This is a genomic window from Streptomyces sp. NPDC004266 (genome assembly GCF_042874095.1).
Taxonomy (GTDB): Bacteria; Actinomycetota; Actinomycetes; order Streptomycetales; family Streptomycetaceae; genus Streptomyces.
Map to the genome: position 1 here is coordinate 16,300 of NZ_JBIAMM010000004.1, position 26,759 is coordinate 43,058.

At 69.4% G+C, this 26,759-nt stretch carries 28 protein-coding genes and 1 tRNA gene; 6 read left to right on the forward strand and 23 right to left on the reverse strand.

Annotated features, from left to right (window positions below):
- Window positions 1–11 precede the first annotated feature (11 nt).
- From prfA to ACFYUZ_RS11300, 10 genes are all read right to left on the reverse strand, one after another.
- A complete protein-coding gene (gene prfA, locus ACFYUZ_RS11255) occupies window positions 12–1,088 on the reverse strand; it encodes a peptide chain release factor 1 (protein ID WP_225804677.1) in 1,077 nt (358 codons plus the stop codon).
- Window positions 1,089–1,184: 96 nt separating this feature from the next.
- Complete coding sequence (gene rpmE, locus ACFYUZ_RS11260) at window positions 1,185–1,403, reverse strand: 50S ribosomal protein L31 (RefSeq protein WP_030321069.1); 219 nt, start codon at window positions 1,401–1,403, stop codon at window positions 1,185–1,187.
- 156 nt (window positions 1,404–1,559) lie between these two features.
- Window positions 1,560–2,654 (reverse strand): LCP family protein, encoded by a 1,095-nt coding sequence (locus tag ACFYUZ_RS11265; protein ID WP_389307798.1) that lies wholly within the window; start codon window positions 2,652–2,654, stop codon window positions 1,560–1,562.
- Window positions 2,655–2,859: 205 nt separating this feature from the next.
- Window positions 2,860–4,881, reverse strand: a complete 2,022-nt coding sequence (gene rho / locus ACFYUZ_RS11270) for a transcription termination factor Rho (protein ID WP_389307800.1) — start codon at window positions 4,879–4,881, stop codon at window positions 2,860–2,862.
- A gap of 415 nt (window positions 4,882–5,296) precedes the next feature.
- Entirely contained in the window at window positions 5,297–6,214 is a 918-nt protein-coding gene (gene thrB / locus ACFYUZ_RS11275) for a homoserine kinase (protein ID WP_389307802.1), read from the reverse strand.
- A gap of 282 nt (window positions 6,215–6,496) precedes the next feature.
- Window positions 6,497–7,567 carry a threonine synthase gene (thrC, locus tag ACFYUZ_RS11280; RefSeq protein WP_389307803.1) on the reverse strand — a complete coding sequence of 357 codons (1,071 nt, stop codon included), beginning with the start codon at window positions 7,565–7,567 and terminating at the stop codon, window positions 6,497–6,499.
- 6 nt (window positions 7,568–7,573) lie between these two features.
- Window positions 7,574–8,866, reverse strand: a complete 1,293-nt coding sequence (locus ACFYUZ_RS11285) for a homoserine dehydrogenase (RefSeq protein WP_389307805.1) — start codon at window positions 8,864–8,866, stop codon at window positions 7,574–7,576.
- Window positions 8,867–8,992: 126 nt separating this feature from the next.
- A complete protein-coding gene (gene lysA / locus ACFYUZ_RS11290; RefSeq protein WP_389307807.1) occupies window positions 8,993–10,384 on the reverse strand; it encodes a diaminopimelate decarboxylase in 1,392 nt (463 codons plus the stop codon).
- Window positions 10,385–10,398: 14 nt separating this feature from the next.
- Window positions 10,399–11,361: an ArgS-related anticodon-binding protein NrtL gene (nrtL, locus tag ACFYUZ_RS11295; protein ID WP_389307809.1), complete on the reverse strand. Its 963-nt coding sequence runs from the start codon at window positions 11,359–11,361 to the stop codon at window positions 10,399–10,401.
- 263 nt (window positions 11,362–11,624) lie between these two features.
- Window positions 11,625–12,110, reverse strand: a complete 486-nt coding sequence (locus ACFYUZ_RS11300) for a response regulator (protein ID WP_389307811.1) — start codon at window positions 12,108–12,110, stop codon at window positions 11,625–11,627.
- Between the two features lie 160 nt (window positions 12,111–12,270).
- Here ACFYUZ_RS11300 and ACFYUZ_RS11305 point away from each other — a divergent pair.
- Window positions 12,271–12,342 (forward strand) — tRNA-Arg (locus tag ACFYUZ_RS11305).
- A 217-nt stretch (window positions 12,343–12,559) separates the two neighbouring features.
- Here ACFYUZ_RS11305 and ACFYUZ_RS11310 read toward each other — a convergent pair.
- The 12 genes from ACFYUZ_RS11310 to ACFYUZ_RS11365 all read right to left on the reverse strand — a co-directional run bounded on the left by ACFYUZ_RS11310 (window position 12,560) and on the right by ACFYUZ_RS11365 (window position 20,013).
- Window positions 12,560–12,934 carry a hypothetical protein gene (locus tag ACFYUZ_RS11310; RefSeq protein WP_389307812.1) on the reverse strand — a complete coding sequence of 125 codons (375 nt, stop codon included), beginning with the start codon at window positions 12,932–12,934 and terminating at the stop codon, window positions 12,560–12,562.
- 125 nt (window positions 12,935–13,059) lie between these two features.
- Window positions 13,060–14,433 (reverse strand): tyrosine-type recombinase/integrase, encoded by a 1,374-nt coding sequence (locus ACFYUZ_RS11315; RefSeq protein WP_389307814.1) that lies wholly within the window; start codon window positions 14,431–14,433, stop codon window positions 13,060–13,062.
- Entirely contained in the window at window positions 14,430–14,603 is a 174-nt protein-coding gene (locus tag ACFYUZ_RS11320) for a helix-turn-helix transcriptional regulator (protein ID WP_389307815.1), read from the reverse strand. The genes ACFYUZ_RS11315 and ACFYUZ_RS11320 overlap by 4 nt, the downstream gene beginning before the upstream one ends.
- Before the next feature lie 11 nt (window positions 14,604–14,614).
- Window positions 14,615–16,018 carry a replication initiator protein RepSA gene (gene repSA, locus ACFYUZ_RS11325; protein ID WP_389307817.1) on the reverse strand — a complete coding sequence of 468 codons (1,404 nt, stop codon included), beginning with the start codon at window positions 16,016–16,018 and terminating at the stop codon, window positions 14,615–14,617.
- Window positions 16,019–16,022: 4 nt separating this feature from the next.
- Window positions 16,023–16,205, reverse strand: a complete 183-nt coding sequence (locus ACFYUZ_RS11330; protein WP_389307818.1) for a hypothetical protein — start codon at window positions 16,203–16,205, stop codon at window positions 16,023–16,025.
- 95 nt (window positions 16,206–16,300) lie between these two features.
- Window positions 16,301–16,846 (reverse strand): GGDEF domain-containing protein, encoded by a 546-nt coding sequence (locus ACFYUZ_RS11335; RefSeq protein ID WP_389308541.1) that lies wholly within the window; start codon window positions 16,844–16,846, stop codon window positions 16,301–16,303.
- 5 nt (window positions 16,847–16,851) lie between these two features.
- Entirely contained in the window at window positions 16,852–17,169 is a 318-nt protein-coding gene (locus ACFYUZ_RS11340) for a SpdD-like protein (RefSeq protein ID WP_389307819.1), read from the reverse strand.
- A gap of 12 nt (window positions 17,170–17,181) precedes the next feature.
- Window positions 17,182–17,337 (reverse strand): hypothetical protein, encoded by a 156-nt coding sequence (locus ACFYUZ_RS11345; protein ID WP_389307820.1) that lies wholly within the window; start codon window positions 17,335–17,337, stop codon window positions 17,182–17,184.
- Between the two features lie 19 nt (window positions 17,338–17,356).
- Complete coding sequence (locus tag ACFYUZ_RS11350) at window positions 17,357–17,545, reverse strand: mobile element transfer protein (protein WP_389307822.1); 189 nt, start codon at window positions 17,543–17,545, stop codon at window positions 17,357–17,359.
- Window positions 17,546–17,565: 20 nt separating this feature from the next.
- A complete protein-coding gene (locus ACFYUZ_RS11355) occupies window positions 17,566–18,249 on the reverse strand; it encodes a DUF2637 domain-containing protein (protein ID WP_389307824.1) in 684 nt (227 codons plus the stop codon).
- 79 nt (window positions 18,250–18,328) lie between these two features.
- Window positions 18,329–19,678, reverse strand: coding sequence for an FtsK/SpoIIIE domain-containing protein (locus tag ACFYUZ_RS11360; RefSeq protein WP_389307826.1), 1,350 nt, complete (start codon window positions 19,676–19,678; stop codon window positions 18,329–18,331).
- A gap of 2 nt (window positions 19,679–19,680) precedes the next feature.
- A complete protein-coding gene (locus tag ACFYUZ_RS11365; protein ID WP_389307828.1) occupies window positions 19,681–20,013 on the reverse strand; it encodes a hypothetical protein in 333 nt (110 codons plus the stop codon).
- A 152-nt stretch (window positions 20,014–20,165) separates the two neighbouring features.
- Between ACFYUZ_RS11365 and ACFYUZ_RS11370 the strand changes: the two genes are divergently transcribed.
- From ACFYUZ_RS11370 to ACFYUZ_RS11380, 3 genes are all read left to right on the forward strand, one after another.
- A complete protein-coding gene (locus ACFYUZ_RS11370) occupies window positions 20,166–21,032 on the forward strand; it encodes a winged helix-turn-helix domain-containing protein (protein WP_359588250.1) in 867 nt (288 codons plus the stop codon).
- Window positions 21,019–21,711, forward strand: a complete 693-nt coding sequence (locus tag ACFYUZ_RS11375; RefSeq protein ID WP_389307831.1) for an HAD family hydrolase — start codon at window positions 21,019–21,021, stop codon at window positions 21,709–21,711. The genes ACFYUZ_RS11370 and ACFYUZ_RS11375 overlap by 14 nt, the downstream gene beginning before the upstream one ends.
- A 628-nt stretch (window positions 21,712–22,339) precedes the next feature.
- On the forward strand, window positions 22,340–23,569 hold the full coding sequence (locus tag ACFYUZ_RS11380) for an SLATT domain-containing protein (RefSeq protein ID WP_389307833.1): 1,230 nt from the start codon (window positions 22,340–22,342) through the stop codon (window positions 23,567–23,569).
- Between the two features lie 500 nt (window positions 23,570–24,069).
- Here ACFYUZ_RS11380 and ACFYUZ_RS11385 read toward each other — a convergent pair whose 3' ends face one another.
- The gene (locus ACFYUZ_RS11385; protein ID WP_389307835.1) at window positions 24,070–24,774 is read right to left on the reverse strand and encodes an SAVMC3_10250 family protein; all 705 of its coding nucleotides are present in this window, start codon (window positions 24,772–24,774) and stop codon (window positions 24,070–24,072) included.
- 541 nt (window positions 24,775–25,315) lie between these two features.
- Between ACFYUZ_RS11385 and ACFYUZ_RS11390 the strand changes: the two genes are divergently transcribed.
- The gene (locus ACFYUZ_RS11390) at window positions 25,316–25,735 is read left to right on the forward strand and encodes a hypothetical protein (RefSeq protein ID WP_389307837.1); all 420 of its coding nucleotides are present in this window, start codon (window positions 25,316–25,318) and stop codon (window positions 25,733–25,735) included.
- 116 nt (window positions 25,736–25,851) lie between these two features.
- Window positions 25,852–26,724: a 3'-5' exonuclease gene (locus tag ACFYUZ_RS11395; protein ID WP_389307839.1), complete on the forward strand. Its 873-nt coding sequence runs from the start codon at window positions 25,852–25,854 to the stop codon at window positions 26,722–26,724.
- The last annotated feature ends 35 nt before the right edge of the window (window positions 26,725–26,759 follow it).

Here is a 26,759-nt window from a genome sequence, read left to right on the forward strand (position 1 = left end):
TGAGGGGGGCCTTACGCTGCGGCGAGCTTCGCCGCCGAGTCGGCGTCGACGCAGGCCTGGATCATGGCGTCCAGGTCGCCGTCGAGCACCTGGTCCAGGTTGTACGCCTTGAAGCCGACGCGGTGGTCGGAGATCCGGTTCTCCGGGAAGTTGTACGTGCGGATCTTCTCGGAGCGGTCGACGGTGCGGACCTGGCTGCGGCGGGCGTCGGCGGCCTCGGCCTCGGCCTTCTCCTGGGCGGCGGCGAGGAGCCGGGAGCGCAGGATGCGCATGGCCTGCTCCTTGTTCTGGAGCTGGCTCTTCTCGTTCTGGCAGGAGGCGACGATGCCGGTCGGCAGGTGGGTGATGCGGACCGCGGAGTCGGTGGTGTTGACCGACTGGCCGCCGGGGCCGGACGAGCGGTAGACGTCGATGCGCAGGTCGTTGGCGTGGATCTCGACGTCGACCTCCTCGGCCTCGGGCGTGACGAGCACGCCGGCGGCGGAGGTGTGGATGCGGCCGGCGGACTCGGTGGCGGGCACGCGCTGGACGCGGTGCACCCCGCCCTCGTACTTGAGCCGCGCCCAGACGCCCTGGCCGGGCTCGGTGGCGCCGTTGCCGCCCTTGGTCTTCACGGCGACCTGGACGTCCTTGTAGCCGCCGAGCTCGGACTCGGTGGCGTCGATGATCTCGGTCTTCCAGCCGACGCGCTCGGCGTACCGCAGGTACATCCGGAGGAGGTCGCCGGCGAAGAGCGCGGACTCGTCGCCGCCCGCACCCGCCTTGATCTCCAGGATGACGTCCTTGTCGTCGCTCGGGTCGCGCGGGACGAGGAGCAGGCGGAGCTTGTCGGTGAGCTCCTCCCGGTCCTTCTCCAGCTGCTTGACCTCGGCCGCGAAGTCCGGGTCGTCGTGTGCCAGCTCGCGGGCGGTCTCGATGTCGTCACCGGTCTGCTTCCAGGAGCGGTAGGTGGCGACGATCGGGGTCAGCTCGGCGTAGCGCTTGTTGAGCTTGCGCGCGTTCGCCTGGTCGGCATGGACCGACGGGTCCGCGAGCTTCGTCTCGAGGTCGGCGTGCTCGCCGACCAGTTCCTCGACCGCCTCGAACATCGGGGGCTCCTGGGGTTTTCGTCAGTTGCTACGGGACGGCAAAGCGCCGGTCCCGGCCACCCGCACGGGGCGGCCGAGGACCGGCGCAGGGGCTCGCTACTTGGCGGAGCCGGCCTTGCCGAAGCGGGCCTCGAAGCGGGCCACGCGGCCGCCGGTGTCGAGGATCTTCTGCTTGCCCGTGTAGAACGGGTGGCACTCGGAGCAGACCTCGGCACGGATGGTGCCCTCGGTGAGGGTGCTGCGGGTGGTGAACGACGCGCCGCAGGTGCAGCTGACCTGGGTCTCGACGTACTCGGGGTGGATCTCGCGCTTCAAGGTGTCTCCTAGTTTCGGGAGGGCGCCGGGTCGCCGCCGCGGGTTGCGGACAGCGTGAACCGGGGCCGACGTACCAGTCTGCCAGGACCGGCCGCATCTCCCAAAACGGGGGTCGGTCCACAGGTATTCCCGGGCTCTTCCCGGGCTCGTCCCGGGCTACTTCACGAGGCCGTCGGCCTTGCCGGTGGCGGTGTCCTTCGTGGCCGACGCGGGGATCGGCAGGTCCTTCTCCAGCGCCTTCCAGACCTGCCGGGACTGCGCTTCGAGGGGGACGACGCGGTTGGGGTCCCGGGGGTCGTACTCGACGGGCAGGGTGACCATGTGGACGTTTCCCGCGCCGATGCCGGAGAGTCCCTTGGCGAAGCCCATCAGCTTCTGGACCGAGTCGAGTTCGGAGTCGGGCGTGATGGCCTTGGTGGCGGCGTCGGCGAGGCCGTACAGCTTGGCCGGGTTGGTGAGGACGCCGACGCTCCTGACCCGGCCGATGAAGGCCTTCATGAAGGCCTGCTGGAGCTGGATGCGGCCGAGGTCGCTGCCGTCGCCGACGCTCTTGCGGGTGCGGACGAGGCCGAGGGACTGCTCGCCGTCGAGGGTGTGCGTGCCCGGGGCGAGGTCGAGGTGGCTCTTGGAGTCCTTGATGGCCTGCGTGGTGGTGATCTCGACGCCGCCGAGCTCGTCGATGAGCTTCTTGAAGCCGGTGAAGTCGACCTCGATGTAGTGGTCCATGCGGATGCCGGACATCGACTCGACGGTCTTGACGGCGCAGGCGGGGCCGCCGACCTCGTACGCGGTGTTGAACATGGCCCGCCGCTCGCCGGGGACGGTGGTCCCCTGTCCGTCGGCGCAGGAGGGCCGGGTGACGAGGGTGTCGCGGGGTATGGAGACGACGCTCGCCTTCTTGTGACCCTCGTAGACGTGCACGACCATCGCGGTGTCGGAGCGGGCGCCGCCCTCGTCCTTGCCGTACTCGCCGTTGTCGCCGGAGCGGGAGTCGGAGCCGAGGACGAGGACGTCGAGGGAGCCGTTGTCGACGTCGTGGGGGCGCTCGGTGCCGAGCTGGGCGTTGATGTCGACGCCCTGGAGGTTGCCGTCGAGCTTGAGGTACACGTAGCCGAGTCCGGCGCCGCCGAGGACGAGGACCGCCGCGGCCCCCGATATCAGGATCGGTGCCTTGCGCCGTCGGGCGGGCTGTTTGCGACGCCGGCCGCTGCCCGCGCCCCGCGCGCGCCCGCTCTTGCTCTGCTCGGTCATCGTCTTCCCTCAGCCCTAGGATTCACCTTCTGTGACGGCGAAGCACCCGAAAGGGTTGCACGCGGGCCTGTGAGGTTTGAGCGGGCTCCGGCCGGAAACGGCACTGCGCCCACCGTGCGGACACGGTGGGCGCAGTGGTTCACGCAGGTCACGACGGGGTTACGGGATCGGGGCCCGGCTCTCGTCGTGTGACGCAGCTCTCGCGTCAGTCGTTGTTGCCGCCCGGCGTCGTCTTCTGGATCTGGAGCAGGAACTCGCCGTTCGACTTCGTCTGCTTGAGCTTGTCGAGCAGCAGCTCGATCGCCTGCTGCTGGTCGAGCGCGTGGAGCACGCGACGCAGCTTCCAGGTGATGGCGAGCTCGTCGCTGCCGAGCAGGATCTCCTCCTTGCGCGTGCCCGAGGCGTCGACGTCGACGGCCGGGAAGATGCGCTTGTCGGCGAGCTTCCGGTCGAGCTTGAGCTCCATGTTGCCGGTGCCCTTGAACTCCTCGAAGATCACCTCGTCCATGCGCGAGCCGGTGTCGACCAGCGCGGTGGCCAGGATGGTCAGCGAGCCGCCGTCCTCGATGTTGCGCGCGGCACCGAAGAAGCGCTTCGGCGGGTAGAGCGCGGTCGAGTCGACACCACCGGACAGGATGCGGCCGGAGGCGGGCGCCGCGAGGTTGTACGCGCGGCCCAGGCGGGTGATGGAGTCGAGCAGGACGACCACGTCGTGACCCAGCTCCACGAGGCGCTTGGCGCGCTCGATGGCCAGCTCGGCGACGGTGGTGTGGTCCTCGGCCGGACGGTCGAAGGTCGAGGAGATGACCTCGCCCTTGACCGACCGCTGCATGTCGGTGACCTCTTCCGGACGCTCGTCGACCAGGACGACCATCAGGTGGCACTCGGGGTTGTTGTGCGTGATCGCGTTGGCGATCGCCTGCATGATCATGGTCTTGCCGGTCTTCGGCGGGGCCACGATCAGACCGCGCTGGCCCTTGCCGATCGGCGACACGAGGTCGATGATCCGCGTGGTCAGCACGCCCGGGTCGGTCTCCAGACGGAGCCGGTCCTGCGGGTAGAGCGGGGTCAGCTTGTTGAACTCCGGGCGGCCACGGCCGGAGTCGGCGGCCATGCCGTTCGCGGAGTCCAGGCGGACCAGCGCGTTGAACTTCTCGCGGCGCTCGCCCTCCTTCGGCTGACGCACGGCGCCGGTGACGTGGTCACCCTTGCGCAGGCCGTTCTTGCGGACCTGGGCGAGGGAGACGTACACGTCGTTCGGGCCGGGCAGGTAGCCGGAGGTCCGGATGAACGCGTAGTTGTCGAGGATGTCCAGGATGCCCGCGACGGGGATCAGGACGTCGTCGTCGGCGACCTGCGGCTCGCCGGCCTGGAAGTCGTCACGGCCACGACGGCCACGGCGGTCGCGGTAGCGACCGCGACGCCCGCGACGGCCGCCCGCCTCGTCGTCGTAGTCGTCCTGCGGGCCGGCCTGCTGGCCACCCTGCTGGCCCTGGCCGCCCTGGCCCTGACCACCCTGGCGCTGGCGCTGGCCGCCCTGGCCACCGCCCTGCTGCTCGTCGCCCTTGCGGTCCCGCTGACGGTCACGGCGGTCACGGCGGTCGCCGCGCTCCCCGCGCTCGCCGCGGTCACGACGGCCACGGCCCTCGACGCCGTCGACGACGGCCTCGGCCTTGGCGTCGGCCTGCGGCTCGGCCTTGACCTCGCGGGTCTCGGTGCGGGCCTCGGTCTTGACGACCTGGACGGCCTCGGCCTTGGTCTCGCCCTCCGGGGAACCGGCGGGGGCGGTGGCGCGGCGACGACGGCGCTCACCGGCCGGGGCGTCGTCGGCGGCCGGCTGGCCCGGGATGTCGATCTGCTGCTGGGCGACGGCCTTCTCGGCCTTCTCCGCCTTGGGAGCGGCGGCCTCGGCGGCCTCGCCCGTGCGGGCCTTGGAGGTGGCGCGGCGCTTCGGCTTGGCCTCGGCGGCGTCGGCGGCCTTGGCCGGGGCGGCGGAGCCTCCCGCCTGCGCCTCCTTGATGACCTCGATCAGCTGGCTCTTGCGCATCCGCGCGGTGCCCCTGATGCCGAGGCCGGACGCGACCTGCTGCAGCTCGGCCAGGACCATGCCCTCGAGGCCGGTGCCGGAGCGGCGGCGCCGTGCGGTGCCGGTGGCACCTGCGGCGGGCGCGGCGGTGTCGACACTGTTGTCGGCAGTCACGCCCATCAGATCGGTGGTGTCGCTCACGAAGGGTCCTTCCCTGGAGCGGACGTCGGCCATCTGGCTCGGCGACCGGTTGTGCTGTCCGGCAGGGTCCTGGTTCGTGGACCGTGTCCGGGGCGGTGGTCCCGCCGGGTACGGCGGAGAGAGGAAACGTGCTGTGGGTCCGGCCCGAGCGCCCCCTGCTCGGCCCTCATGCAGAAGAGCGAGGGGTGTCGTGCCGGTTCCGGAGCGTGCTCGAAACTGCTCAGGCAGGCTGCTCAGGCAGTTGGGGAGGCTCCCGGAAGAAGGGTGGTCCCTGATGGGGACACTCCGCACCGCTCCACAAAGAGGTCGGGTGCAGACTTGAGGTTAACACTACCGGCTCCAACAAACATTCCCCCTCTCCCTCACCGGCAATCTCCTGTCCGAGGCGCTGCCCGGCGCCCCGGCCGCCTCGCGCCTAGGGCGCCAGCGGCAGGACACTCGCTCCGGACGCGTCGAGGTCGAGCCGGTTCGCGGCCCAGCCCTCGCCCGCGAGGCGGGCGACCTTGTCGGCCGTCCCGTGTTCGGCCAGCGCGAGGACCGTGGGGCCCGCGCCGGAGATGACCGCGGGGACGCCGTCCGCGCGCAGCCGGTTCACGAGGGCGATGCTCTCCGGCATCGCGGGAGCCCGGTACTCCTGGTGCAGCCGGTCCTCGGTGGCCGCGAGCAGCAGCTCGGGGCGGCGGGTCAGGGCCTCGACGAGGAGGGCGGCGCGCCCGGCGTTCGCGGCGGCGTCCACGTGCGGGACGGTGCGCGGCAGGAGTCCGCGGGCGGTCTCGGTCAGTACGGGCTTTCCGGGGACGAAAACCACCGGAACGATGGAATCCGAAGGATCCATCCTGATCGCCCGCGCGGCACCGGCCTCGGTCCAGGCGAGCGTGAATCCGCCGAGCAGACAGGCGGCGACGTTGTCGGGGTGGCCCTCGATCTCGGTGGCCAGCTCCAGGAGGGCGGCCTCGTCGAGCCTGGCGTCCCCGCCTATGGTCACGGCGCGGGCGGCGACGATGCCGGCGCAGATGGCGGCGGAGGAGGAGCCGAGGCCGCGGCCGTGCGGGATGCGGTTGGCGCAGACGACCTCGAGGCCGCGCGGCTGTCCGCCGAGCAGGTCGAAGGCCGTGCGCAGGGAGCGTACGAGCAGGTGGCTCTCGTCGCGCGGGAGCGTCTCGGCGCCCTCGCCGGCGATGTCGACGTGCAGCCCGGAGTCGGCGACCCGGACGACGACGTCGTCGTAGAGCCCCAGCGACAGGCCGAAGGCGTCGAAGCCCGGGCCGAGGTTGGCGCTGGTGGCGGGGACGCGCACCCGTACGGCGGCGGCGCGGAACGCTGGACCGGCCATCGCTCGTTGACTCTCCTTGATCGCGAAAACGGTGTTTCAGACAACGGGTATTCAAGAGAAGTACTCGGGGACCCGGGGGCCGTTTCGGCCGCGGGGGCGACAACGGCAACGACACCGCGCATATGCGTCGGGGCGGGTTCGGTACAGCCTATCGAAGGAAGGTTCTGTGGCGACATAGGGCGCACAGGAGGCGCACGATGCGTGTCGCGAGCCATCCTGTGCCTCTATGTAGGTTCCTGATCGGGTTTCACCCGATCAGGAACCGGTGGGCCCTGGCCGTTTTCAGGCCAGGCCGAGGCGCTCGGCGGCGGCGGCGGCGTCGACCGGGACGGTGACCGGCTGCGGCGCGCCGGCGACGGCCCAGTCGGGGTCCTTGAGGCCGTTGCCGGTGACCGTGCAGACGATCCTCTGGCCGGGGTCGACCTTGCCCTGCGCGGCGGCCTTCAGCAGACCGGCGACCGAGGCGGCCGAGGCGGGCTCGACGAAGACGCCCTCCTGGGCGGCCAACAGGCGGTAGGCCTGCAGGATCTCACGGTCCGTCACCTCGTCGATGAAGCCGCCCGACTCGTCGCGCGCGGCGATCGCGTAGTCCCACGAGGCCGGGTTGCCGATGCGGATCGCGGTGGCGATCGTCGACGGGTCCTTGACGACCTCGCCGCGCACCAGCGGGGCGGAGCCGGAGGCCTGGAAGCCCCACATGCGCGGGCGGTGGGTGGCGAGACCGTCCTCGGCGTACTCGCGGTACCCCTTCCAGTACGCCGTGATGTTGCCCGCGTTGCCGACCGGCAGGACGTGGATGTCGGGGGCGTCGCCCAGCATGTCCACGATCTCGAACGCGGCGGTCTTCTGACCCTCGATGCGGACCGGGTTGACCGAATTGACCAGCGCCACCGGGTAGTTCTCGGAGAGGCTGCGGGCCAGGGTCAGGCAGTCGTCGAAGTTGCCGTCGACCTGGAGGATCTTCGCGCCGTGCACGAGGGCCTGGCCCATTTTGCCGAGCGCGATCTTGCCCTGCGGCACGAGGACGGCCGAGACCATGCCGGCGCGGACCGCGTAGGCCGCCGCCGAGGCGGAGGTGTTGCCGGTGGAGGCGCAGATGACCGCCTTGGCGCCCTCCTCCTTGGCCCGGGTGATAGCCATGGTCATGCCCCGGTCCTTGAAGGAGCCGGTGGGGTTGGCGCCCTCCACCTTGAGGTGCACCTCGCAGCCCGTGCGCTCGGAGAGGACCTGAGCGGGGACGAGCGGCGTGCCGCCCTCACGGAGCGTGACGACCGGCGTCGTGTCCGTGACCGGAAGGCGGTCCCGGTACTCCTCGATGATGCCGCGCCACTGGTGGGTGCCCTTGTGGGTCATGGGTCCTTACTCCCCTTCAACACGCATGATGCTGGCGACACCGCGCACGGTGTCGAGCTTGCGCAGCGCCTCGACGGTCCCGGAGAGGGCGGCGTCGGGCGCGCGGTGGGTGACGACGACGAGGGAGGCCTCGCCGTCCTTGCCCTGCTGGCGCACCGTATCGATGGATACGCCGTGCTCGGCGAAGACCGTCGCGACCTGGGCGAGGACGCCCGGCTTGTCGGCCACGTCGAGGCTGATGTGGTACCGCGTGACGACCTCGCCCATGGAGCTCACGGGCAGCTGGGTGTACGCGGACTCGCCGGGGCCCGTCGCCTCGTTGAGACGGTTGCGGCAGACGGCGACGACGTCGCCGAGCACGGCCGAGGCGGTCGGCGAGCCGCCCGCCCCGGGGCCGTAGAACATGAGCTGCCCGGCGGCCTCCGCCTCGACGAAGACCGCGTTGTACGCCTCGCGGACGGAGGCGAGCGGGTGGCTGAGCGGGATCATCGCGGGGTGCACGCGCGCGGTGACGGACCCGCCGTCGGCGGCCCGCTCGCAGATCGCGAGCAGCTTGATGGTGCAGCCCATCTCCTTGGCGGAGGCGAAGTCCGCGGCGGTGACCTCGGTCATGCCCTCGCGGTAGACGTCGTCGAGGCGCACGCGCGTGTGGAAGGCGATCCCGGCGAGGATGGCGGCCTTGGCGGCGGCGTCGAAGCCCTCGACGTCGGCGGTCGGGTCGGCCTCGGCGTACCCGAGGGCGGTGGCCTCGTCGAGCGCCTCGGAGTACCCGGCGCCCGAGGTGTCCATCTTGTCGAGGATGAAGTTGGTGGTGCCGTTGACGATGCCCATCACCCGGTTGATCTTGTCGCCGGCGAGGGACTCGCGCAGCGGCCGGATGAGCGGGATGGCGCCGGCGACGGCGGCCTCGTAGTACAGGTCCTGCCCGTGCTGCTCGGCGGCGGCGTACAGGCTCGCGCCGTCCTGGGCCAGCAGCGCCTTGTTGGCCGAGACGACGGAGGCGCCGTGCTCGAAGGCGGTGGTGATGAGGGTGCGGGCCGGCTCGATCCCGCCGATGACCTCGACGACGACGTCGATGTCCCCGCGTTTGACCAGGGCGGTCGCGTCGGTGGTGATCAGCTCCGCGGGGACTCCCCCGCGGACCTTGTCGGGCCGGCGGACGGCCACACCGGCGAGCTCGACCGGTGCGCCGATGCGCGCGGCGAGGTCGTCGGCGTGCGTCGTCATGATGCGCGCCACCTCTGAGCCGACGACTCCACAGCCCAGCAGCGCCACCTTCAGCGGACGCGTACGCATCATCCGACCTCGTTTCTCGTACTACTTCGTCGTCGTATTTCTACGGTGGAACCAGTCTCACTCACCGGACGGGGGATTCAGCCCCTCGTCCGGATCCTGAGACATCTATTTCGTCACTCGACTATTTCATCAGCCGACGTCGAGACGCAGGAGATCTTCCTCCGTCTCGCGCCTGACGATGACCCGCGCCGCGCCGTCGCGGACGGCGACGACGGGCGGCCGCAGCGCGTGGTTGTAGTTGCTGGCCATGGAGCGGCAGTACGCCCCGGTGGCCGGCACGGCGATGAGGTCGCCGGGCGCCAGGTCCGAGGGCAGGAAGGCGTCCCGTACGACGATGTCGCCGCTCTCGCAGTGCTTGCCGACGACGCGGGAGAGCATCGGCTCGGCCTCACTGGTCCGCGAGACGAGGCTCACGCTGTACTCGGCGTCGTAGAGCGCGGTGCGGATGTTGTCCGACATGCCGCCGTCGACGCTCACGTACGTCCGCAGCCCTTCGAGCGGCTTGACGGTGCCGACCCGGTAGAGCGTGAAGGCGGTGGGGCCGACGATGGCCCGCCCCGGCTCCACGGAGATACGAGGGGTCCGCAGCCCGGCGGCCTCGCACTCCCGCGTCACGATCTCGCTCAGCGCCTTGGCGATCTCGTGCGGCTCGCGCGGGTCGTCCTCGGACGTGTACGCGATGCCGAGACCGCCCCCGAGGTCGATCTCCGGCAGCTCCACGCCGTGCTCGTCCCGCACCTCGGCGAGCAGCTGGACGACGCGCCGAGCGGACACCTCGAAACCGGCCATGTCGAAGATCTGCGACCCGATGTGGGAGTGGATCCCGATGAGCTCGAGACCGTCGAGCTTGAGGGCCCGCCGCACGGCCTCGGCGGCCTGCCCGCCGGCCAGCGCGATGCCGAACTTCTGGTCCTCGTGGGCGGTGGCGATGAACTCGTGCGTGTGCGCCTCGACGCCGACGGTGACGCGGATCTGCACCCGCTGCCGCTTCCCCAGCTCCTGCGCGACGTGGGCGACCCGCACGATCTCCTGGAAGGAGTCGAGCACGATCCGCCCGACCCCGGCCTCGACGGCCCGGCGGATCTCGTCCTCGCTCTTGTTGTTCCCGTGGAAGGCGATCCGCTCGGCGGGCATCCCGGCGGAGAGAGCGGTGGAGAGCTCGCCCCCGGAACACACGTCGAGATTGAGTCCTTCTTCCTTCAGCCACCGCACGACGGCACGGGAGAGGAAGGCCTTGCCGGCGTAGAACACGTCGGCGTCCTTGCCGAAGGCGTCGGCCCAGGCGCGGCAGCGGGCGCGGAAGTCGGCCTCGTCGAGGAAGTAGGCGGGCGTGCCGAACTCCTCGGCGAGGGCGTCGACCGCGATGCCGCCGACGGTGGCGACCCCGCGCTCGTCCCGGCCCACGGTCCGGGCCCAGACCTTGGGATCGAGGTGGTTGAGGTCGGTGGGCGGCGCGGAGTAGTGCCCCTCGGGCAGGACATCGGCGTGACGGGGCCCGGCGGGGTGGGCGGAACGGCTCATGACGACTGGCTCTTTCAGATCTGGTCGGGTGCGCTGATGCCGAGCAGGGACAGGCCACCGGCGAGCACCGTCCCGGCGGCTTCGGCGAGCGCGAGCCGGGAGCGGTGGGCGGCCGAGGGTTTCTCGTCGCCGAGCGGCAGCACGGTGTGCTGGAACGCGAGCAGCGCGTCGGCGGTGGCTTCCAGGTGCCGGGCGACCCGGTCGGGGGCGCGGTGGCGGGCGGCGGCGAGGAGGACGACGGGGTGGTCGCCCAGGACGCCGAGGAGCTCGGGTGCGTGGACGTCGGTGTCGTACGAAGGCGTGAAGCCGAGCTGCAGCGCGTTGACGAGCAGCCGCCGGACCCGGGCGTGGGCGTACCGCACGCGGAAGAGGGGGTTGCGCTCGTGCTGGACGAGGAGGGGGGCCCCGTCGAGGACCCGGTCGTGGTTCGCGGCCCGCAGCAGGGCCCATCGCCCCGCATCGACGCCGAGGAGATCGGGCCGGTACTCCCCGCCCCGCACGGGGATCCGCTCGTCCCCGCCGAAGGAGGCGTCGGCCCCCTGGCTCCGGAGCAGCCGCAGGACGACCTCGGTCACGACCGAGGCGCGCCCCCCGGGCGCCTCGGCGAACCGCACGACGGTCCCGGCGAGGGCGGTGCCGTGCCCGTACGCGAACCCGGCGTCCCGGATCGCCCGTACGAGATCACCGCCGGCATCGGCGCGGAGGGTGAAGTTCAGGAACCCGGGCCCGGTGATGTCGACGGCGAGGATCCCGGGGCTCTCGCGGAGCCGCTCCCGGAGGATTTCCGCGACGTCGAGAGGGGCGCGCCCCGCGGGCCGGGCGAGACTGAGCGCGACGCTGCTGGCGTACTCCCCGGTCCCACCGGGCCGGGCCCGCTCCACCTTCACGCGCGGGGGGACGTCGACCCGCAGCGCACCGTCGTCGACCGCACGGCGCACGGCGTGCTGCACGGTGAGGGAGAGGTCCGCGGGGGTCACGGGACCAGCCTAGGGGAGGAGGGGGGTCGGAACGCGAACCGGTTTCGCCATGCGGGACCACGACCGCACACATCGGGAACCGCCGGACTCGGACGGCCCCGCGCACTCACGGAACCTCTGGTCTCGGATGGCTCCGCGCACTCACGGAACCTCTGGTCTCGGACGGCTCCGCGCACTCACGGAACCTCTGGTCTCGGACGGCCCCGCGCGCTCCCGGAACCGCCGGGCTCGGATCTCTTCACACGCTCCCGGAACCGCCGGGCTCAGATCGCTCCGCGCGTGCTCCCGGCACGCCAGGCGTCCTGCTCCTGCAGTCCCTCGACTGCGGCAGGTTCCTCTCCCCCGTCGGGGCCGGCCGCCTCGGGACGCTCCCGCCGCTCGCGGTGCATCAACTGCCGCACCACGCGCACGAGCTCCGAGGGCTCGAAGGGCTTGGCGAGAAAGGCGTCGACCCCGGAGGCGACCCCACCGACCTCGTGCTCGCCGCAGGCGCTGATGATCGCCACCGGCAGATGGCTGGTCCGCGGGTCGGCCCGCAGCCGCTCGGCCGTCTTGATCCCGCCCAGGCGGGGCATGACGACGTCCAGGGTGACGACATCAGGACAGACCTGATGCACGACATCCAGACACTCGGCACCATCGGCCGCGGTCACGACCTCGAACCCCTCGAGTTCGAGATTGACCCTGATCAACTGGCGGATCACCTTGTTGTCATCGACAACGAGCACCCGACCGGACACGCCTGACACACGAACGAGAGTAGGCCGCCCCCCACGGCTGCGTCCGGGTTTTACCCACTTCTGACCCGTGCGGGGGACGGACCCCCCGGTGACGCCCCGGAAATACCTGTTCACAGGCACGCCCGAAGAGCTGGTAGGGTTCTACCCGTCGCCGAGAAACACGGCGGACGCCCCCGTAGCTCAGGGGATAGAGCAACGGCCTCCGGAGCCGTGTGCGCAGGTTCGAATCCTGCCGGGGGCACTTCGCAGGAAGTGCCAAGAGACCCCGTGATCAGCGGAAACGCTGGACGCGGGGTCTTGTTGCGTGTGCAGGCGTGTGCCGGGGTGAGCGGCCGTATGTCGGGGTCCGCGGACTATTCGTGGACAGATTCTCGGGGCATCGGCGCAGGTGGGAGCACGGAAACGACGAAGGCCCCGGGACGGGTCCCAGGGCCTTACATTGAAGCGATGTGGTCCGACTAGTCGGCGGTCACTCCCCAGTAGCCGATCAGGGACGGCCGGCCGTCGCGATAGAGCACCGTGCAGTTCCCCTGGGCACGGTCAGGGAACTCCAACCGCCCTGTGTCGAGAGCCTCGTCCCAGTCCTCATAGGTAGGTCGGCCGTCCGGGGACCAGGCACGCACTTCGCTGTCGGTCAGCGGCCGCATGAACGGCCCATCACTCCGATCCGCGGCATCGATCATGTCGGGGAAGTCCAGCACCGTGCACGTACCACCCGTGAAGATGTACTCGTGCCATGCCGGATCGCGCCACAGCTCCTCGACGGTTCGTCCTTCGAAGCCGTGGTCGTCCTCTGCCAGGCTCTCTTCCTGGGCCTGCCGGAATGCAGCCACCAGATCAGGCTGATACGGGCCCGTCTGCGTCCACGCGTTACCGCCCACCCCTGTCCCCTCCCCATTCGAACTGTCCAAACGGAAGCGCAGCGTAGGCGAACGCACTGACAGTCCCCCTCGCTCGATCACTCGTACTCCCGCAGCAGGTCTTCGATCCTCCGATTCGCCACCTCCTGACGGCCGTCGAGGCACTTCGCGTACCGGCTCAACAACACCTCCACACTGTTGCCGGCGCGCTCGGCGACCTCGGTGGCGTCCACGCCCGCATTGAGCCACGTGGAGAGCGCGGAGTGCCGGAGGTCGTACGGTCGCCGGGCGAGTGGTGAGGCGACCACGGCCGGTGGGAGCGCAAGCTCCCTCGCTTCCTGCCACGCCCGGTAGTACGTCGAGGAGGAGACCACTCCCCCGTTCTCGCTGAAGAACAGGCGCCCGTCCTCGGCCGTCCCGAACGTCTCGATGTGCTCCCGGAAGACAGCCACGAGCTGGGGCGGGATGGGCACCCGGCGGACGTCCTCGGTCGGGCGGTTCTTCAGGCCGCGGTCGTCATGGCTCTCCCCCGTGTCGGTCCACTGCTTCCCGACACTCGGGCGAGTCCGGTGAAGCAGCGCGGATCCCCACCCGGATTCAGGCAGTAAGAGATCCGGCTCTGCCAGGCCCACGGCTTCGGCGGGCCGGAACCCTCCGAAGTACATGCCGGCGAACAGGCCGACCAGGCGCCGCCCCCGGGCGCGTCGGTAGCCGCCGACGTACGAGACGGCGTGGAGGAGGGACCGAGCCTGCTCAGGGTTGGCGACGACCCTCGGGTCCACCTCGCTGGACACCTTGGGCTTTTGCCAGCGAACCGCAGCGAGCGGGTTCTCGGGAAACTCCCCCAGGTCGACGGCGTAGTGCACAGCATTGACGAGGGTCCGGCGCTTTCGGCGTACCGTCTCGGCAGCAGCCGCCGTGCCGTCCAGCTTGAGCTTGAGCGAGTCGAGGACCGCACGCCCGATCACCGGGTCGGCAAGGTCGGAGAGCGGGCGAGAAGCCTTCGCCACCCAGTGCAGCGCATTGCCGATCTCGGTCGGCAGTTCGCGGTCGTCGGGCCCTGGAAGGACGAATGCCCAGTTCCTCAGCGCCCTACGGAGCAGCTCATCGGACGGGCGCCCCGGACGATCATCGAGGAGGGCCGTCGTGACCGAGGTCAGAGATTCGTTGATCCCGTCGCGCGTGTTCGGCGCCGCATGCGGCCACTTCATCGCCAGATATTTCAATGCGAAGGCGTACCAGGTCAGAGCAGACTTCTTCTCCTCCATGGAGCCCGGAAGGCCGGATTCGGTATCGAATTCCTCGCCATCACGAGCCGCCCGCATCAGCTTGGAGCGGTAGTTGTCGGCGAGTGCCTTCGTCCGGAACGAATCGGAGAAGACCCGGCCGGCGACAGCCCAGCGCACGTCATAAGACGGCTTCTTGGTGTTCCGCTTACGAACACCCCAGATCTTGACGTCGAGCGACTTCACGCGGCGGCCCCTTCCAGCTCCCGGAGCCAGGCGGAGAAGTCCGAGCGCCACACCCGGAGCTCACCGTTCGGCAGCTTGAAGGCGTTCGGTCCCTGCCCCAGTTCGCGCCACCGGTAGAAGGTCCGCCGCGACACCCCACCCAGCTCGGCAAGGATCTGCGGCACGGTCATCAACTCGTCCTTCACAGCAGCTCATCCCCCTGAGCTTCGAGTTCGGTTCGGATCTCTCGGGCGTGTTCGCGGTTGTGCTGGAGGTCGCGGCGGATGTTGGCGGCGAGCCAGGACTCGCCGGGCGTGGCGCCGTGGCCGGCGTAGGCCCAGTGGGCGACGACGAGGAGGGTGGACTCCGGGTTTTCGTCGGGGTCGGGCAGGCCGAGGGTGGCGCGTTGCTGGGCGGCGCGGTAGTCGGCGCGGACCTGGCGCAGGGCGCCGAGGGTGGTGGAGTAGGCGCGGGATTTGGTGGAGAAGTGGCCGCGGAAGCCGAGCATGTGGGCCCAGGCCCGAAGGCGTCGGTCGGGGTAGGCCGGGTCGAGGTCCAGGCAGGCTTCGATGAGGCGGCGGGGGTGGTCGGGGACGTCGAGGAGGATCAGGGCCTCCTTGTTGCCGACCGGGCGGTCGACGGTGCCGGTGGTCTCGGCGGCCTTGGTGGCGTACTTGGCGACGTAGGCGGCGACGGCCTGCTCGGTGAGTTCCTCGCCGTGGCCGAAGGCGCCGATGGGCTGGACGTCGAGCTGGGTGCCCCAGGTGAGGGTGAGGTCCTGGCCGACGCCGTGCGCGGGTGCGGCGGGGACGACGACGCGGACGCGGGCGGCGGCGGCGCGGATGGCGTCGGTGAGCAGGTCGAGGGTGGCCCAGGCCGGGGGCGGGGTAGCCGGTCCGCCGGGGCCGTCGAAGCGGATGACGGCGTGGAAGTGGACGGCGCCGCGCTTTTGGTACTCGGCGACCTTGCCGAAGGAGACGCGGGACTGTTCGCGGGCGGCTTTCTGGGTGAGGCCGGCGCGGGCGGCGATCTCGCGGCGCAGGTAGATCGTGAAGTAGCGCCACAGCTCGGAGGCGTGGTTGTTCCACAGCACCGCGCCCGCGTAGTCGTACGCGGACGGGTCGAGCGGGGTGCCCAGCTCCGGGGCGTCCTCGGCGTGCCGGGTGCCGCAGCGGCAGGGCCGATTCCCGGGCCGGTTGTGGACCGGGCCGAAGGACGGGGCGGTCAGGGTGGCGAAGACCCGGGGGTGGTCCCGGATCGTCTCCGGGGTGCCCTTGTCGGGGGCGCCGGTGAGTCCGGCACGGATGAGGTGGTAGGTGTCGCCCGCGTAGGTCCAGGCGCAGGCCGGGCAGCGGGAGGCCCGCCGGTTGCCGCACGCCACCCGCAGGACGCCGCCGGGTTCGGCATCGGTGTTGTAGGCGTGGAGCACGGTCTTGGTGGCGGGGTCGAGGGTTTTGGTTCCGCCGGTGAGGCGGATGGGGGCGGTGCAGCCGCCGGTGCGGCGCAGTTGCTCGGTGAGGCGGTCGAAGCCGGGGGACCCGGCCAGCCGGAGCAGGTCGCTCAGGGTGGCCGGGTCCAGGCCCGCCGCGGTGGCGGTGTCGGTCAACGGGTCACTTCCCCGCGCGGACCAGGGAGGCCGGGGCGATGCGGGTGCCGGTGCCCTGGCAGGCGGGGCAGGCGGCGGCCAGAGTGCGGCGCTGTCCGTCGGGGATGAGGGTGCCGGTGGTGATGTGGACGACGGGGAAGCCGTCGCAGTGGGAGCAGACGCGCGGGGCCGGGGTGGTCTGGGACATGATGAGTACTCCCTTTCGGGTCCGGTGGATCTGGAGGGTGTTGAAGGCGCCCGGGGCGGCGGAAGTTTGGCGACCGAGGCCGCTCCGGGGGCCGCTCAGTGTGTGTTGCGCCTGCCGTGGCCCTTGGCCGCGTACATCGCCACGTCGGCGGCCGACAGAGCGTCGGTGAGCGACGGCACGGGCAGCCGGTCGCGGAGGCAGCAGCCGACCGAGGCGGAGACTGGCAGAACGTGCCCGTTGTGGGTGACCGGGGTGTCCAGGGCGGTCCAGAGGTCGAAGAGGTTGACGGCGCCGAGGTCGGGGACGATGGCGGCGAACTCATCCCCGCCGAGGCGGGCGGCGATCCCGTGCCGTCCGCACCAGGCGGTGAGCCGCTGGGCGGTGGCGGTCAGGACCGCGTCGCCGGCGGCGTGGCCGTGGGTGTCGTTGATGGCCTTGAAGTCGTCCAGGTCGACCAGGAGCACGAGCGCGTTCGGGTGCTTGGCCAGGAGGTGTTCGGCGCGGGTGGTCCATCCGGCGCGGGTGTGCAGGCCGGTCAGCGGGTCGCGGCGGGCGGTGGCCAGACGGCGCGAGAGCAGCCCGCCGTGCAGGGCCCAGCCGAGGGCCGGTAAGCCCGCGGCGGCCATGGTGTACGTGTCCACGAGGCTCACCGGCCCTTCTGCAGGTCGCGGACGAGCAGCCGCAGCACGACGGCGATCAGGGCGACGGAGACGCCAGTGACGGCGACGGCGAGGAGCATGGAGACCAGGACGGCGCCGACGACCAGGACCACCGCACCGCCGCCGGCGGCGAGGGCGAGCGCACTGCCCGGGGTGAGCTGGATGGACGTGCGGACCGGGGCAACCGGCGCCGGGGTCGGGACGGACGCGGTCGGCTCAACGTCGGCGGCCGGAACGGGGGTCGGCTGGAGCGGTGTGACGAGGCCGGTCGGGAGCGGGTTGACCGGGACGTGCGGTCGGAGCATGACGGGGTCTCCCTACTTGATCGTGGTGTCGATGAGCGGGGCGAAGAGGCTGTCGGCGAGGAGGTAGCCGCCGAGGAGGAGCACGGCGACGAGCCACCAGGGCGGGCGGATGAGCTTGATGCCGAGGCCGCCGACGACGATCAGGGCGAGCCAGAGCGGAACGTCCACGAGACGGACTCCTTCGGATTCAGCGGGGCTGGCAGCGGTGGGTGCGGGCGGCGAGTTCGGCGGAGGCGCGGGTGTGGTAGTCGGCGGAGAAGTCGCAGCGCGGGGCGGTGCACACGGCGGTGTGCTTGGTGCGGCCCCGGCCGTCGCGGTGGGTGCCGACCTGCACCGGGCCGATACGGATCACGTCGTAGAAGCGGTTCGGACGCATAGGCGTTGCCTCCTTCCTGGTCAGGCGAGCTGGAGCGCGATGGAGTCCGCGAGGGCCGGGGGCATGCCGTGCCGGGTGCGGAGGGTCTCCGCATCGATCGGGGTACCGGTCCGGGCCCGGTGGGCGTCCGCGATCTTCTGGGCGTGAGCGAGGAGCGCGGGCGGCACCGGCACGGTGGGTGCCGAGGGTGCAGGCTCCGGCCGTTCTTCCTGCGGGACGGGCTCCGGCAGGGGCTCCTGGGCGGCGGGTTCGGCCGGCGGGAGCTCGGGCGCGGGTTCCGGGGTCCGCTCGACGACGAGGTCGACCGGTTCGGGCTCCGGCGCGGGTTCGGGGGCGGGTGTGGGGTGGGAGGCGTGGGCGAGGAGGGTGCCGCCGAGGAAGGCCAGGGCGGGCCATCCGGCGACGAGGATGCGCAGCCAGGCCGGGACGTCGGTCATGTCGAGGAGTCCGGCGGTGGCGACGTTGGCGCCGAGCGAGGCGGTCAGGGCGATGGCGAACCACAGCCACGCGTCGCGGTTGGCGGTGTCGGTGCGCATCCGGCGCCAGGCGGCGACCAAGAGCAGGTCGACGGAGACCGGGTAGGCCCACGCCTTCCAGCCGTCCTGACCGGCCGCGGCCGCCAGGTCGTGCAGGTGGGCGAAGGACAGGGCCCCGGCGATGACGGCCTGGATGAGCACGGCGTCGGGGCGGAGGGTGCGTAACACGAGGGTTCACCTCCTTTCGGGCATGGGGGAGGTAGGGACCTGGCGTGAGACGGTCACGCCGACTGGGAGGAAAGGAGAGCTAGGCGGTGGCCGGACTCGGCTTGACCAGCGGTACCGACTCCGGCTCCCCGACGCTCACCGGGGTGACCGGGCGCCAGGCGGCGACGGCGGCCAGGTCCGGGGTGAGGTGCGCGTGCTCGGCGCAGATCGCGGCCGTTTCGGCAGCGGTGAGGGCGGGGGTGCGGATGCGGGACCAGCCGCCGGAGGTATCCCCGGCCACCGCGACGCCGGGCCGGTCCGGCGGGATGGTCAGGACGGTGACCACCGCGTCCGGGGCGATGTCGCCGACGCCCATCTCGGCGGTCTGCTTGTCGTTGACGCGGTGCACGGTGCGGCCGGTGAGCTGGGCGCGCAGAGCGGTGGCGCCCTTGCCGAGGTCGGAGCCGAAGCGCTGCCCGCAGATCTCCAGGAAGATGCCGGCGGCGCGGGCCATCTGGCCGAGGCGGATCAGCTGGGTGACCATCCGGTCCCGGCGTTCCTCGTCCTTCCTGGTGGCGACGAGGAACAGCTCGGCGACCTCGTCGACCAGGACCACGACCGGCACCGGGCGCAGGTGGTCGGGCAGGGCCCAGATATCGGCGACCCCGTGCTCGCTGAGCAGGTCGAAGCGTTCTTCCATCTCCCCGACCAGCCCGTCGAGCAGGCCGTCCGCCTCCTCGGGGGTGATGGCCAGGGCGGAGAGGCGGGGCGCGTAGCCGCGGTGCTCGACGCCGCGCTTGCAGTCGATGCCGACCAGGGCCACCGGCAGCCGGGCCAGCCCGGCGATCAGGTTGCGCTGGTACATCGACTTGCCGGACTGGTTCGCGCCCAGGGTCAGCGCGTGCGGGACCTTGAGGTAGTCCCGGACGAACGCGGTGCCGTCCTCCCGCAGAGCGACCGGCACCGTCATGGGCCCCGACAGGAGGTGGCGCGGCATACGCACTTTCCGCAGGACGTCGTAGCCGGTCATCCGCAGTTCCACGAACCCCGGCTTGGTCTCCACCACATTCACCGAGTGGACGCCCCAGGCGTGCCGCAGCCGCTCGGAGGCGGCCATCACGTCGGCGGGCTCCAACCCGGCCGGGAGCCGCAGGGTCACCCGCAGCCCGGTCGAGGTGCCCCGAAACCGGCGGACCTTCGGCGGCACGGGCTGGGCGTCGGGGCGGCGGGCGACACTGCGGACGAGGAAGGCGCGAAAGCGGGAGGGCTGCACCGTCAGCCCGCACACGTCCATCGTGGAGCGGTAGGTCAGTGCGAACCGCGTCGTGGCCACCGGCAGACCCGCCAGCGACCAGAAGACACGCGGCGCGCGGACCTTCGCGTAGCCGAGGCCGCCGGCGGTTCCGGCGAGCGGGAGGCCGACCTCCCATAACGTCGCCATGTCCGTCATGGTCAGGCCCCCAGCGGGGTCACGGCGACGGCGCGGAACGAGATGCCGTGCCGGGTCTGGCCGTTGAACGTGTTCTCCCAGTCCCGGGCCTTGAGCCCGATCACCGACACCGGCATGCCCGGGGCGAGCCCGTCGGGAAGGCCGGTCTCCGGCACAGTCACCTGGTAGAGGTTGCCCTCCCCCTCGTCCGAGATCAGCAGTCCGACCGTGGAGAGGCCGGCGCCGGTCTCCCGGTCCATGGCCCGCTCACCGGTCTGCTTGCTCACGAGCTTCGGGACGGGGGCTGTGGCCACGAACACCACGGCGGTAGAGGTGTCCACCTTGAACGACGGCATGGGTTTCTCCTTCGAGATGGCAGGAAGGGGGTAGATGACCAACTTGGCTAACCCGGTTGGTCACATCTCGAAGTTAGGGGAGATGGCTAGCCATGTCAACGACATGACTGCCATGACTGTCCTGACCTAGGCCACTCGCCTACCATCGACTCATGACCTTTGTCCCCGAGCCCCTCGATCCAGACGACGACCGTGCTCCCTACGAGCAGGTGGCCAGTAGCCTCGGCGCTGCCATCCGAACGAGGCGACTGGGTCCCGGCGAGAAGCTCCCGTCCCACAAGGAACTGACGGAGCTTTACGGGTTCGCCCGGGCGACGATCCAGCGCGCGTTGCGCGACCTCGAAGATGAAGGGCTCGTGGTCTCCCGCAAGGGCAGCGGGGTCTACGTACGCAACCGGACAGAAAGGCCGGCGGGGCTGCGGCCGTACGTCGAGCAGGCCTTCGCCAAGGATCACGTCACCATCGACTTCGCCGGATTCTCCAGCGAGACCCTGCACGGCGCGCTTCAGGAGCCGCTCGACAAGATCCGGATCGGCAGGCTCACGCCGTCGAGCATCACCATGCGGATACTCGTTCCGGACATGTCCGTGCCGCAGGCCGCCCCCGTGCGGATGGAGGACGGTGCCGACGACAAGCGGCTCCGCGACCGCATGCACGACATCATGGTCGGCTACACCCGCAGCATCCGAGACGCCATCACCGAACTCGGACACCTCGGGCTGGTCGCAGAGACCAGCATCAACGTCCGCGTTCACAGCGGCACGCAGTTCTTCAAGCTCTACGTGATCAACAACGAAGACGCGTTCTTCGGGTACTACCCGATCCGCCCCAACAAGGTCGTCGCCCAGGGCGAGATGATCGAGATCTACGACCTCGTGGGCAAGGACACCGTCCTGTTCCACCACTCGATCAACGACGGCGAATCCTCGGGCGGAGCCCAGCAGGTCCAGCAGGCCCGGATGTGGTTCGACAGCGTCTGGGAGACCATCGGAAGGGACTTCGACCTTGACGCACGCTGATCCGCTCACCGAGACCCTGGCAAACGCCCGCGTCATCCTTTTCGATTTCGATGGACCCATCTGCGACGTGTTCGCGGGACTGCCGGCGCCAGAGGTCGCACGGGAGCTGACGGCCCTCCTCTCCGCTCAGGATGAGGCCGCGGGCGCGAAGGCCACCCAGACCGACGATCCCATCGAAGTCCTGCGCATCGCGCACGAGGCCGACACCGAACTGGGTCAGAAAATCGAGCAGGCTCTCACGGCCGCCGAGGTCCGAGCCGTCGCAGTGGCCGGCCAGCCGACACAAGGAGCCGCGGAAGCAATCCAGGCAGCGCGTTCGGCCGGTCGAGGTGTGGCAGTGGTGAGCAACAACTCCGCCGAGTGCGTAAGGGCCTTCCTGGAGCTCCACAGCCTGGAGGAGTACGTCACGAAGATCGTGGGGCGCCCCTCCGAGCAGCCGCACCTGATGAAGCCGAACCCGTTCCCGCTCATCACGGCGGCCGAGCAGATGAACATCGATGTCACGAGCTGCACTCTGATCGGCGACTCGCTCACCGACATCCAGGCGGCCCACACAGCCGGGGCAACGGTAGTCGGGTACGCCAACAAGCCCCACAAGACGGACCAGTTCACCGATGCGCAGGCCGACGCCATCACCGAGGACATGCAGGCCATCGCAGACGCGCTCACAACGGCGTAGCCGAGAGGCAGCGAGGGAGCTGTTACAGATTTCTCTACCTCATCAAGGCACCCGCCGCGCACGGCGCGGCGCGCGCGGCCCGTCGCCCGGGCCTGCGCTCCTGTCTCCGCCCCGCTCCAGCCCGGCCGCCGTCCGCACGCCTGCGGCTCGGGTTGATGGGTGACAAACCCACGAAGTGGCCGAGGCAGTACGCGAGTGCTGCTCACGACGATGCCTCCGGCGGGGGGCGCTCCGACTCCGGGATGGGAGGGGGTCCGTGCGCGGGTGCCGGCCGGTCGGTTGTAGCCGTGGGGGACTCCCATCCCGTATGCCGTCGACCCAGGCAGAGCCGAGCAGACACGGCACCGGGCGTCCAGGTCGTTCGTACAGTGGCGCGCTCCACCTGGACGCCCGGCACCGCGCCTGCTCCACGGTGTGTGGGTCGACGGCAGACGGGATGGGAGTTGGGGTAAGCGGTGGGCTCAGCGAGCGTGCCAGCGCGATGCCTGAGGCGCTCCTTTAGGGAGATGGAGGCGACTCCGTTACCAGGTTTACCTGCACGTGGAAGGCAGGCCAGCGGTAGCGTGCCGTCGACGACACACCACGACCCTTGACCGGGAGCCACTCCACGATGTCTCGCCTTACTGACGTGCCGCGCGAACGTGAACCCGAGACCGCCGGCAGTTACAAGCCGTGGGTAGGTGATGTCCTGCGTAACCTCGCACACGAAGACCAGCGGCTATCCGAGGCCGACATACTCACCCCTCTTCCCGAGGACTTCATCTTGACCTGGGAGGGTGTAGACGCGATCCTCTCCGCTGCCTGGAAGACAGGTAGAGAAGAACTGAAATGGACTTTATTTGTTCAAATAGCTCGGCAGGTCAGATACGACAGTGATGGCGCGTACGTCTTCCATCAAAAGTATGGGTCACCTGACCGCTACAAGCGGTACATGCGCCTTGATGGCGTCTTCACCGCTGAATCAAATTCCACCTGGGGAAGCCTTGTTGAAGAGGTCATCGAATCTCTCGATGACCCAAAACAAGAGTACGGGTGGAACATCGAGCCTGCACAACAGTACGAGCACGCGAACAGCGTTATCACCTACCGGCGAAACGTCGCGATAGCGGAGCGTCGTATACGCAGGGCTATTTTGTCGCGGTGGCTCCGGTTGGTACCGCTTGTGGCGATGCCGCTGGTTCTGGCAGCAGTCGGGTGGGGCAACCTGTGGCCAGAAGACGTTCCGGACCTGCGCACGTTCAACATCGTGACCATCGCGATGATGATGGTCCTAGTAGCGGTGTTCCTGGGCGGCTTCATTCTGCGGGTGAAGGACGAGAAACGCGTTGTCCAGTCGGTGTTCCTGCTCCGAAGAGATCTGGAGATGATCCACGACCTGTGGATCCTCAACGCCTCAAGGGCGCGCCCCACGAGGGAGCATAGGGACGGCTATCGGGAGCGCATACCGCGAGTGATAGAGCGCCTAAGGCAGGACACAAAGTTCTACCGGCGGATACACAACTGGTTCCAGTGGGGGGTGTTCTTCGCGTCCGTAGGGACTACGGCAACTACGGCTTTCTGGGAAACCCCGCAGCCTGGTAAGACGATTCTGATCGTGTTGGGGTCGTTCCTGGCATTCGCAACCGCGGTGACAGGCTATTTCAAATTCCGTGAGCGGGCATACAACCTTCAGCAGACTGCGGATCAGGTAGAGCAGCATGCCATGGCCTTCGATCTGGGCATCGCGCCATACTCGGATGCGGACGCGGCAGTCAACCTGGAGAGGTTCGCGGAGAACGTAGAACTGCTACGGGTGGAGCAACGCAAGCGGGAACAACAGTTGGAACAGCCGCATCAGGGGCAGGCCGGCGTCGTCTGACCCGGACAGAGCGACCAACCCCAACGACACGGCCCCTCATATGAGGGGAGGCTCCTTCCTTACAGTCGCCTGAGCAGCCCCCACCAGCTTGGCGAGGTCGACGTCCGGTATGTCCTTTGCCCTCGGCTCGCCCCCGACCCTCTGAACTGCTCGGCGAGAAGTGAGGAATCGCATGACGCCTGAGTGTCTAACTGCGTGACAACCGCGACGTTCACCCGCGAACAACCGTGGACGTCAGCGGACCATCAGCACAGGTGGCAGCCGCCGCAGTCCATGCACAACAGCCGCCCCGAGTTGCTTCGGGATGAAGAGGTTGCTGTGCCATTTCCGTGCCATTCAGGACGAGGAACCACGAATATCAACGGGTACTGAAAATATCCGCACGGCTCGGCTTGGCGCCCGTTTCCGCAGTTCACAGCGCCTATTGGACGTCAAAGGTGGTGATTCCCAAGCTGTGGGCATCATCATTGGCGGAGGCGTCAGAGCTGGCGAATTTGCCTTTAGGGCTGGAGGTACTCGACAATGAGAGGAGAGGCCACAATCAGCCTAGATGGGCAGCTAGAACCCATATCCAGCAAGATCCGATTGGTGCAGTCGAAAGTTGCCACCACCTGAGCGTAGCCGGACAGTCTGGGGAAACTGAGACTCTGCTGCTCCACCCGTTCTGCCATTTTGATGGCACCTTCACGGAAGCCCGTCATGCCAGCCAGAAGAGTTTCGTTATCCTCTGCTGCCACTGCTTGAATCATAGCGATCAGGCTGCTGTGAGCTGAGTCTAGATCTTGCACTTCCACCCCTGCTCGAACTCCGGGGGGAGTGGTTAGGTTGCTCGGATTCCCGTACAGCAGGAGCGCGACCTCGTCGGTGGATTGAGCATGAGGGCCGAAGAAGAGCATTCGAAGATCGTCGACCCAAACCAGGGTTTGAGCCAGCCTCGTGTCAAACTGAATCCAGGAGCCATCAGATGCTTCCGGATTCTCGTATGGCAGTGCGATCTTTTTGAGATGCTTCAGAACCTTTTTCGCATCTTTAAGGGCGGTTTCCGGGGTGCCGTCTGCGGCGTCAACGGACCCTACGGTTGCAGACAGCGTCGCGATGCTCGCCACTGACACCTCGGCGCTCACGCCCTGCAGAGATAGACGAGATTTCTTACCCCAAGGGAACTGCTGCAATTTACTCTTGGAGAGATAAACTACTTGGCGCATGCGTTTTCTCCACCCCTGCATTGCCTACGACAGGGTCATCTTAGTGAGAGGGGCGGTCGGTGTGGCCCACATCTTGAAACATGCCTGCTGAGCTCCCGCCTTTGGACCACGGAGAGGAGTGGGAGGCCGGTGGACTGGCTGAACGGGGAGCCCGCGCAAAGTGCACAAGCAGAGCACAGCGGCGGTACCAAGTGTCATGCGGCCTATTCGTGGACCGGCAGGGCTTGGCCCCTTGTTCGTAAGCCACTGACCTGCACAGACGCCGAAGGTGCACGCGCCCTCCGGAGCCGTGTGCGCAGGTTCGAATCCTGCCGGGGGCACTTCGCAGGAAGTGCCAAGAGACCCCGTGATCAGCGGAAACGCTGAACGCGGGGTCTTGTTGTATGTGCAGGCGTGTGCCGCCCCGAGTCGCCGCATGACAGGGGGCGCGGCCCATTCGCGGCCGGGGTCGTGCGGCGTCGGCGCAGGTCAGGGCCGGGGGTCGGACTGACGAACGAGGGTAAGCAGCGGGTGGGTTCGGGAGCCGGTTCGACCGGTGTGGGTGCTGACTCCGCTGGAGAGCGTTGGTCCGCTGCGCTTCGGCATGTCCGCCGACGAGGTCCGGGCCGCTCTTCCTGAAGCCGTTGAGTTGAGCCGTTTCTCCGCCGAGCCCTGCTACCCGGAGATCTACGGCCTCCGGCTCGGCTTCCATCCAGCGGTGCCCGCCGTCTACGCGTACTTCGAGGGCACCGGCCGGCTCTTTTGCGTGGCTGCCGACGCTGCCCACGGACCACGCGTGACTCTGGACGGGCTGGAGCTGACCGGCCGCATGCCTGCCCTGCTCCAGAAGAGGGTCCTGGATCTCCATTCCTCGGGTACTCACCACGTGTCGTACGGTCCGCGGGGCAATCCGGGGATCAACGGCATCGGCATGGTCCTGCGCTCCTGGACGGACCACCTCCGCGCACGACCTACGCACTGATCGCCGACGAGGCTGCGCGGACCGAGGAGCGCCGCACGGCCAAGGCCGTCGAGCAGGCGCGCTACGAGGAGGAGCACGGCGGCCTGGACCTCACCCACCGTGAGGCCGGCAGCGGCATGTGGCTCAAGCCCCGGTATCGGCACGTCGTGGTGGACGAGGCTCAAGACCTGTCGGCCTCGCACTGGCGGATGCTGCGCGCGATGGTGGCGCCCGGGCCGAACGACATCTTCCTGGCGGGCGACGCCCACCAGCGCATCTACTCGCACCAGCTGGTGCTGGGCAGGCTCGGCATCAGCACCCCTGGACGGGCCTCCCGGCGGCTGACCCTGAACTACCGCACGACGCGAGAGATCCTGGGCAGCGCACACGGCCTGGTGCACGGAGAGAGCTTCGACGATCTCGACGACGGTCCGGACACGCTGGACGGGTACCGGTCCGTGCTGACCGGGTTGGCCCCCCAGTACTGGCGCGCTCCCGACTGGGAGACCGAGATGCGGGCGATCGCCACACTGCTCAAGGAGCGTCACGAGCGCTACGGCACCCCGTACGCCGCCATGGCCGTCAGCGTTCCGGACAAGGACGCCGTCACACAACTCGCCTACACCTTGGCGTGCAAGCCGTTCCTGATCCCCGCGAGTGAGATCGGCCGGGAGGGGCCCCGCGGCACCGACACCGTGCACATCGGCACCATGCACCGGTTCAAGGGACTGGAATTCCAGCGGGTCTTCCTGGCGGGAGTCAGTGAAGGCATGGTGCCGCACCAGCGCATCGAGTCCTTCCGGTTGAGCAACCCCGACAGATATCGCCAGGAGGAGCAGCGAGCCCGTTCGCTGCTCTTCGTGGCGGCCACCCGGGCACGAGACGAATTGGTCGTCACCTGGCACGGCAGGGCGAGCCGTTACCTGCCCCCGCAGGCCGACCGCCGTGCAGGCCGTGCGACGTCCCCGCTGACCGACGACGGTCCTCCGTCGGATTCGAACGCAGCCTGATCCGTGGGCGCACGCAGGGCGTCTGGGTCTCCGGC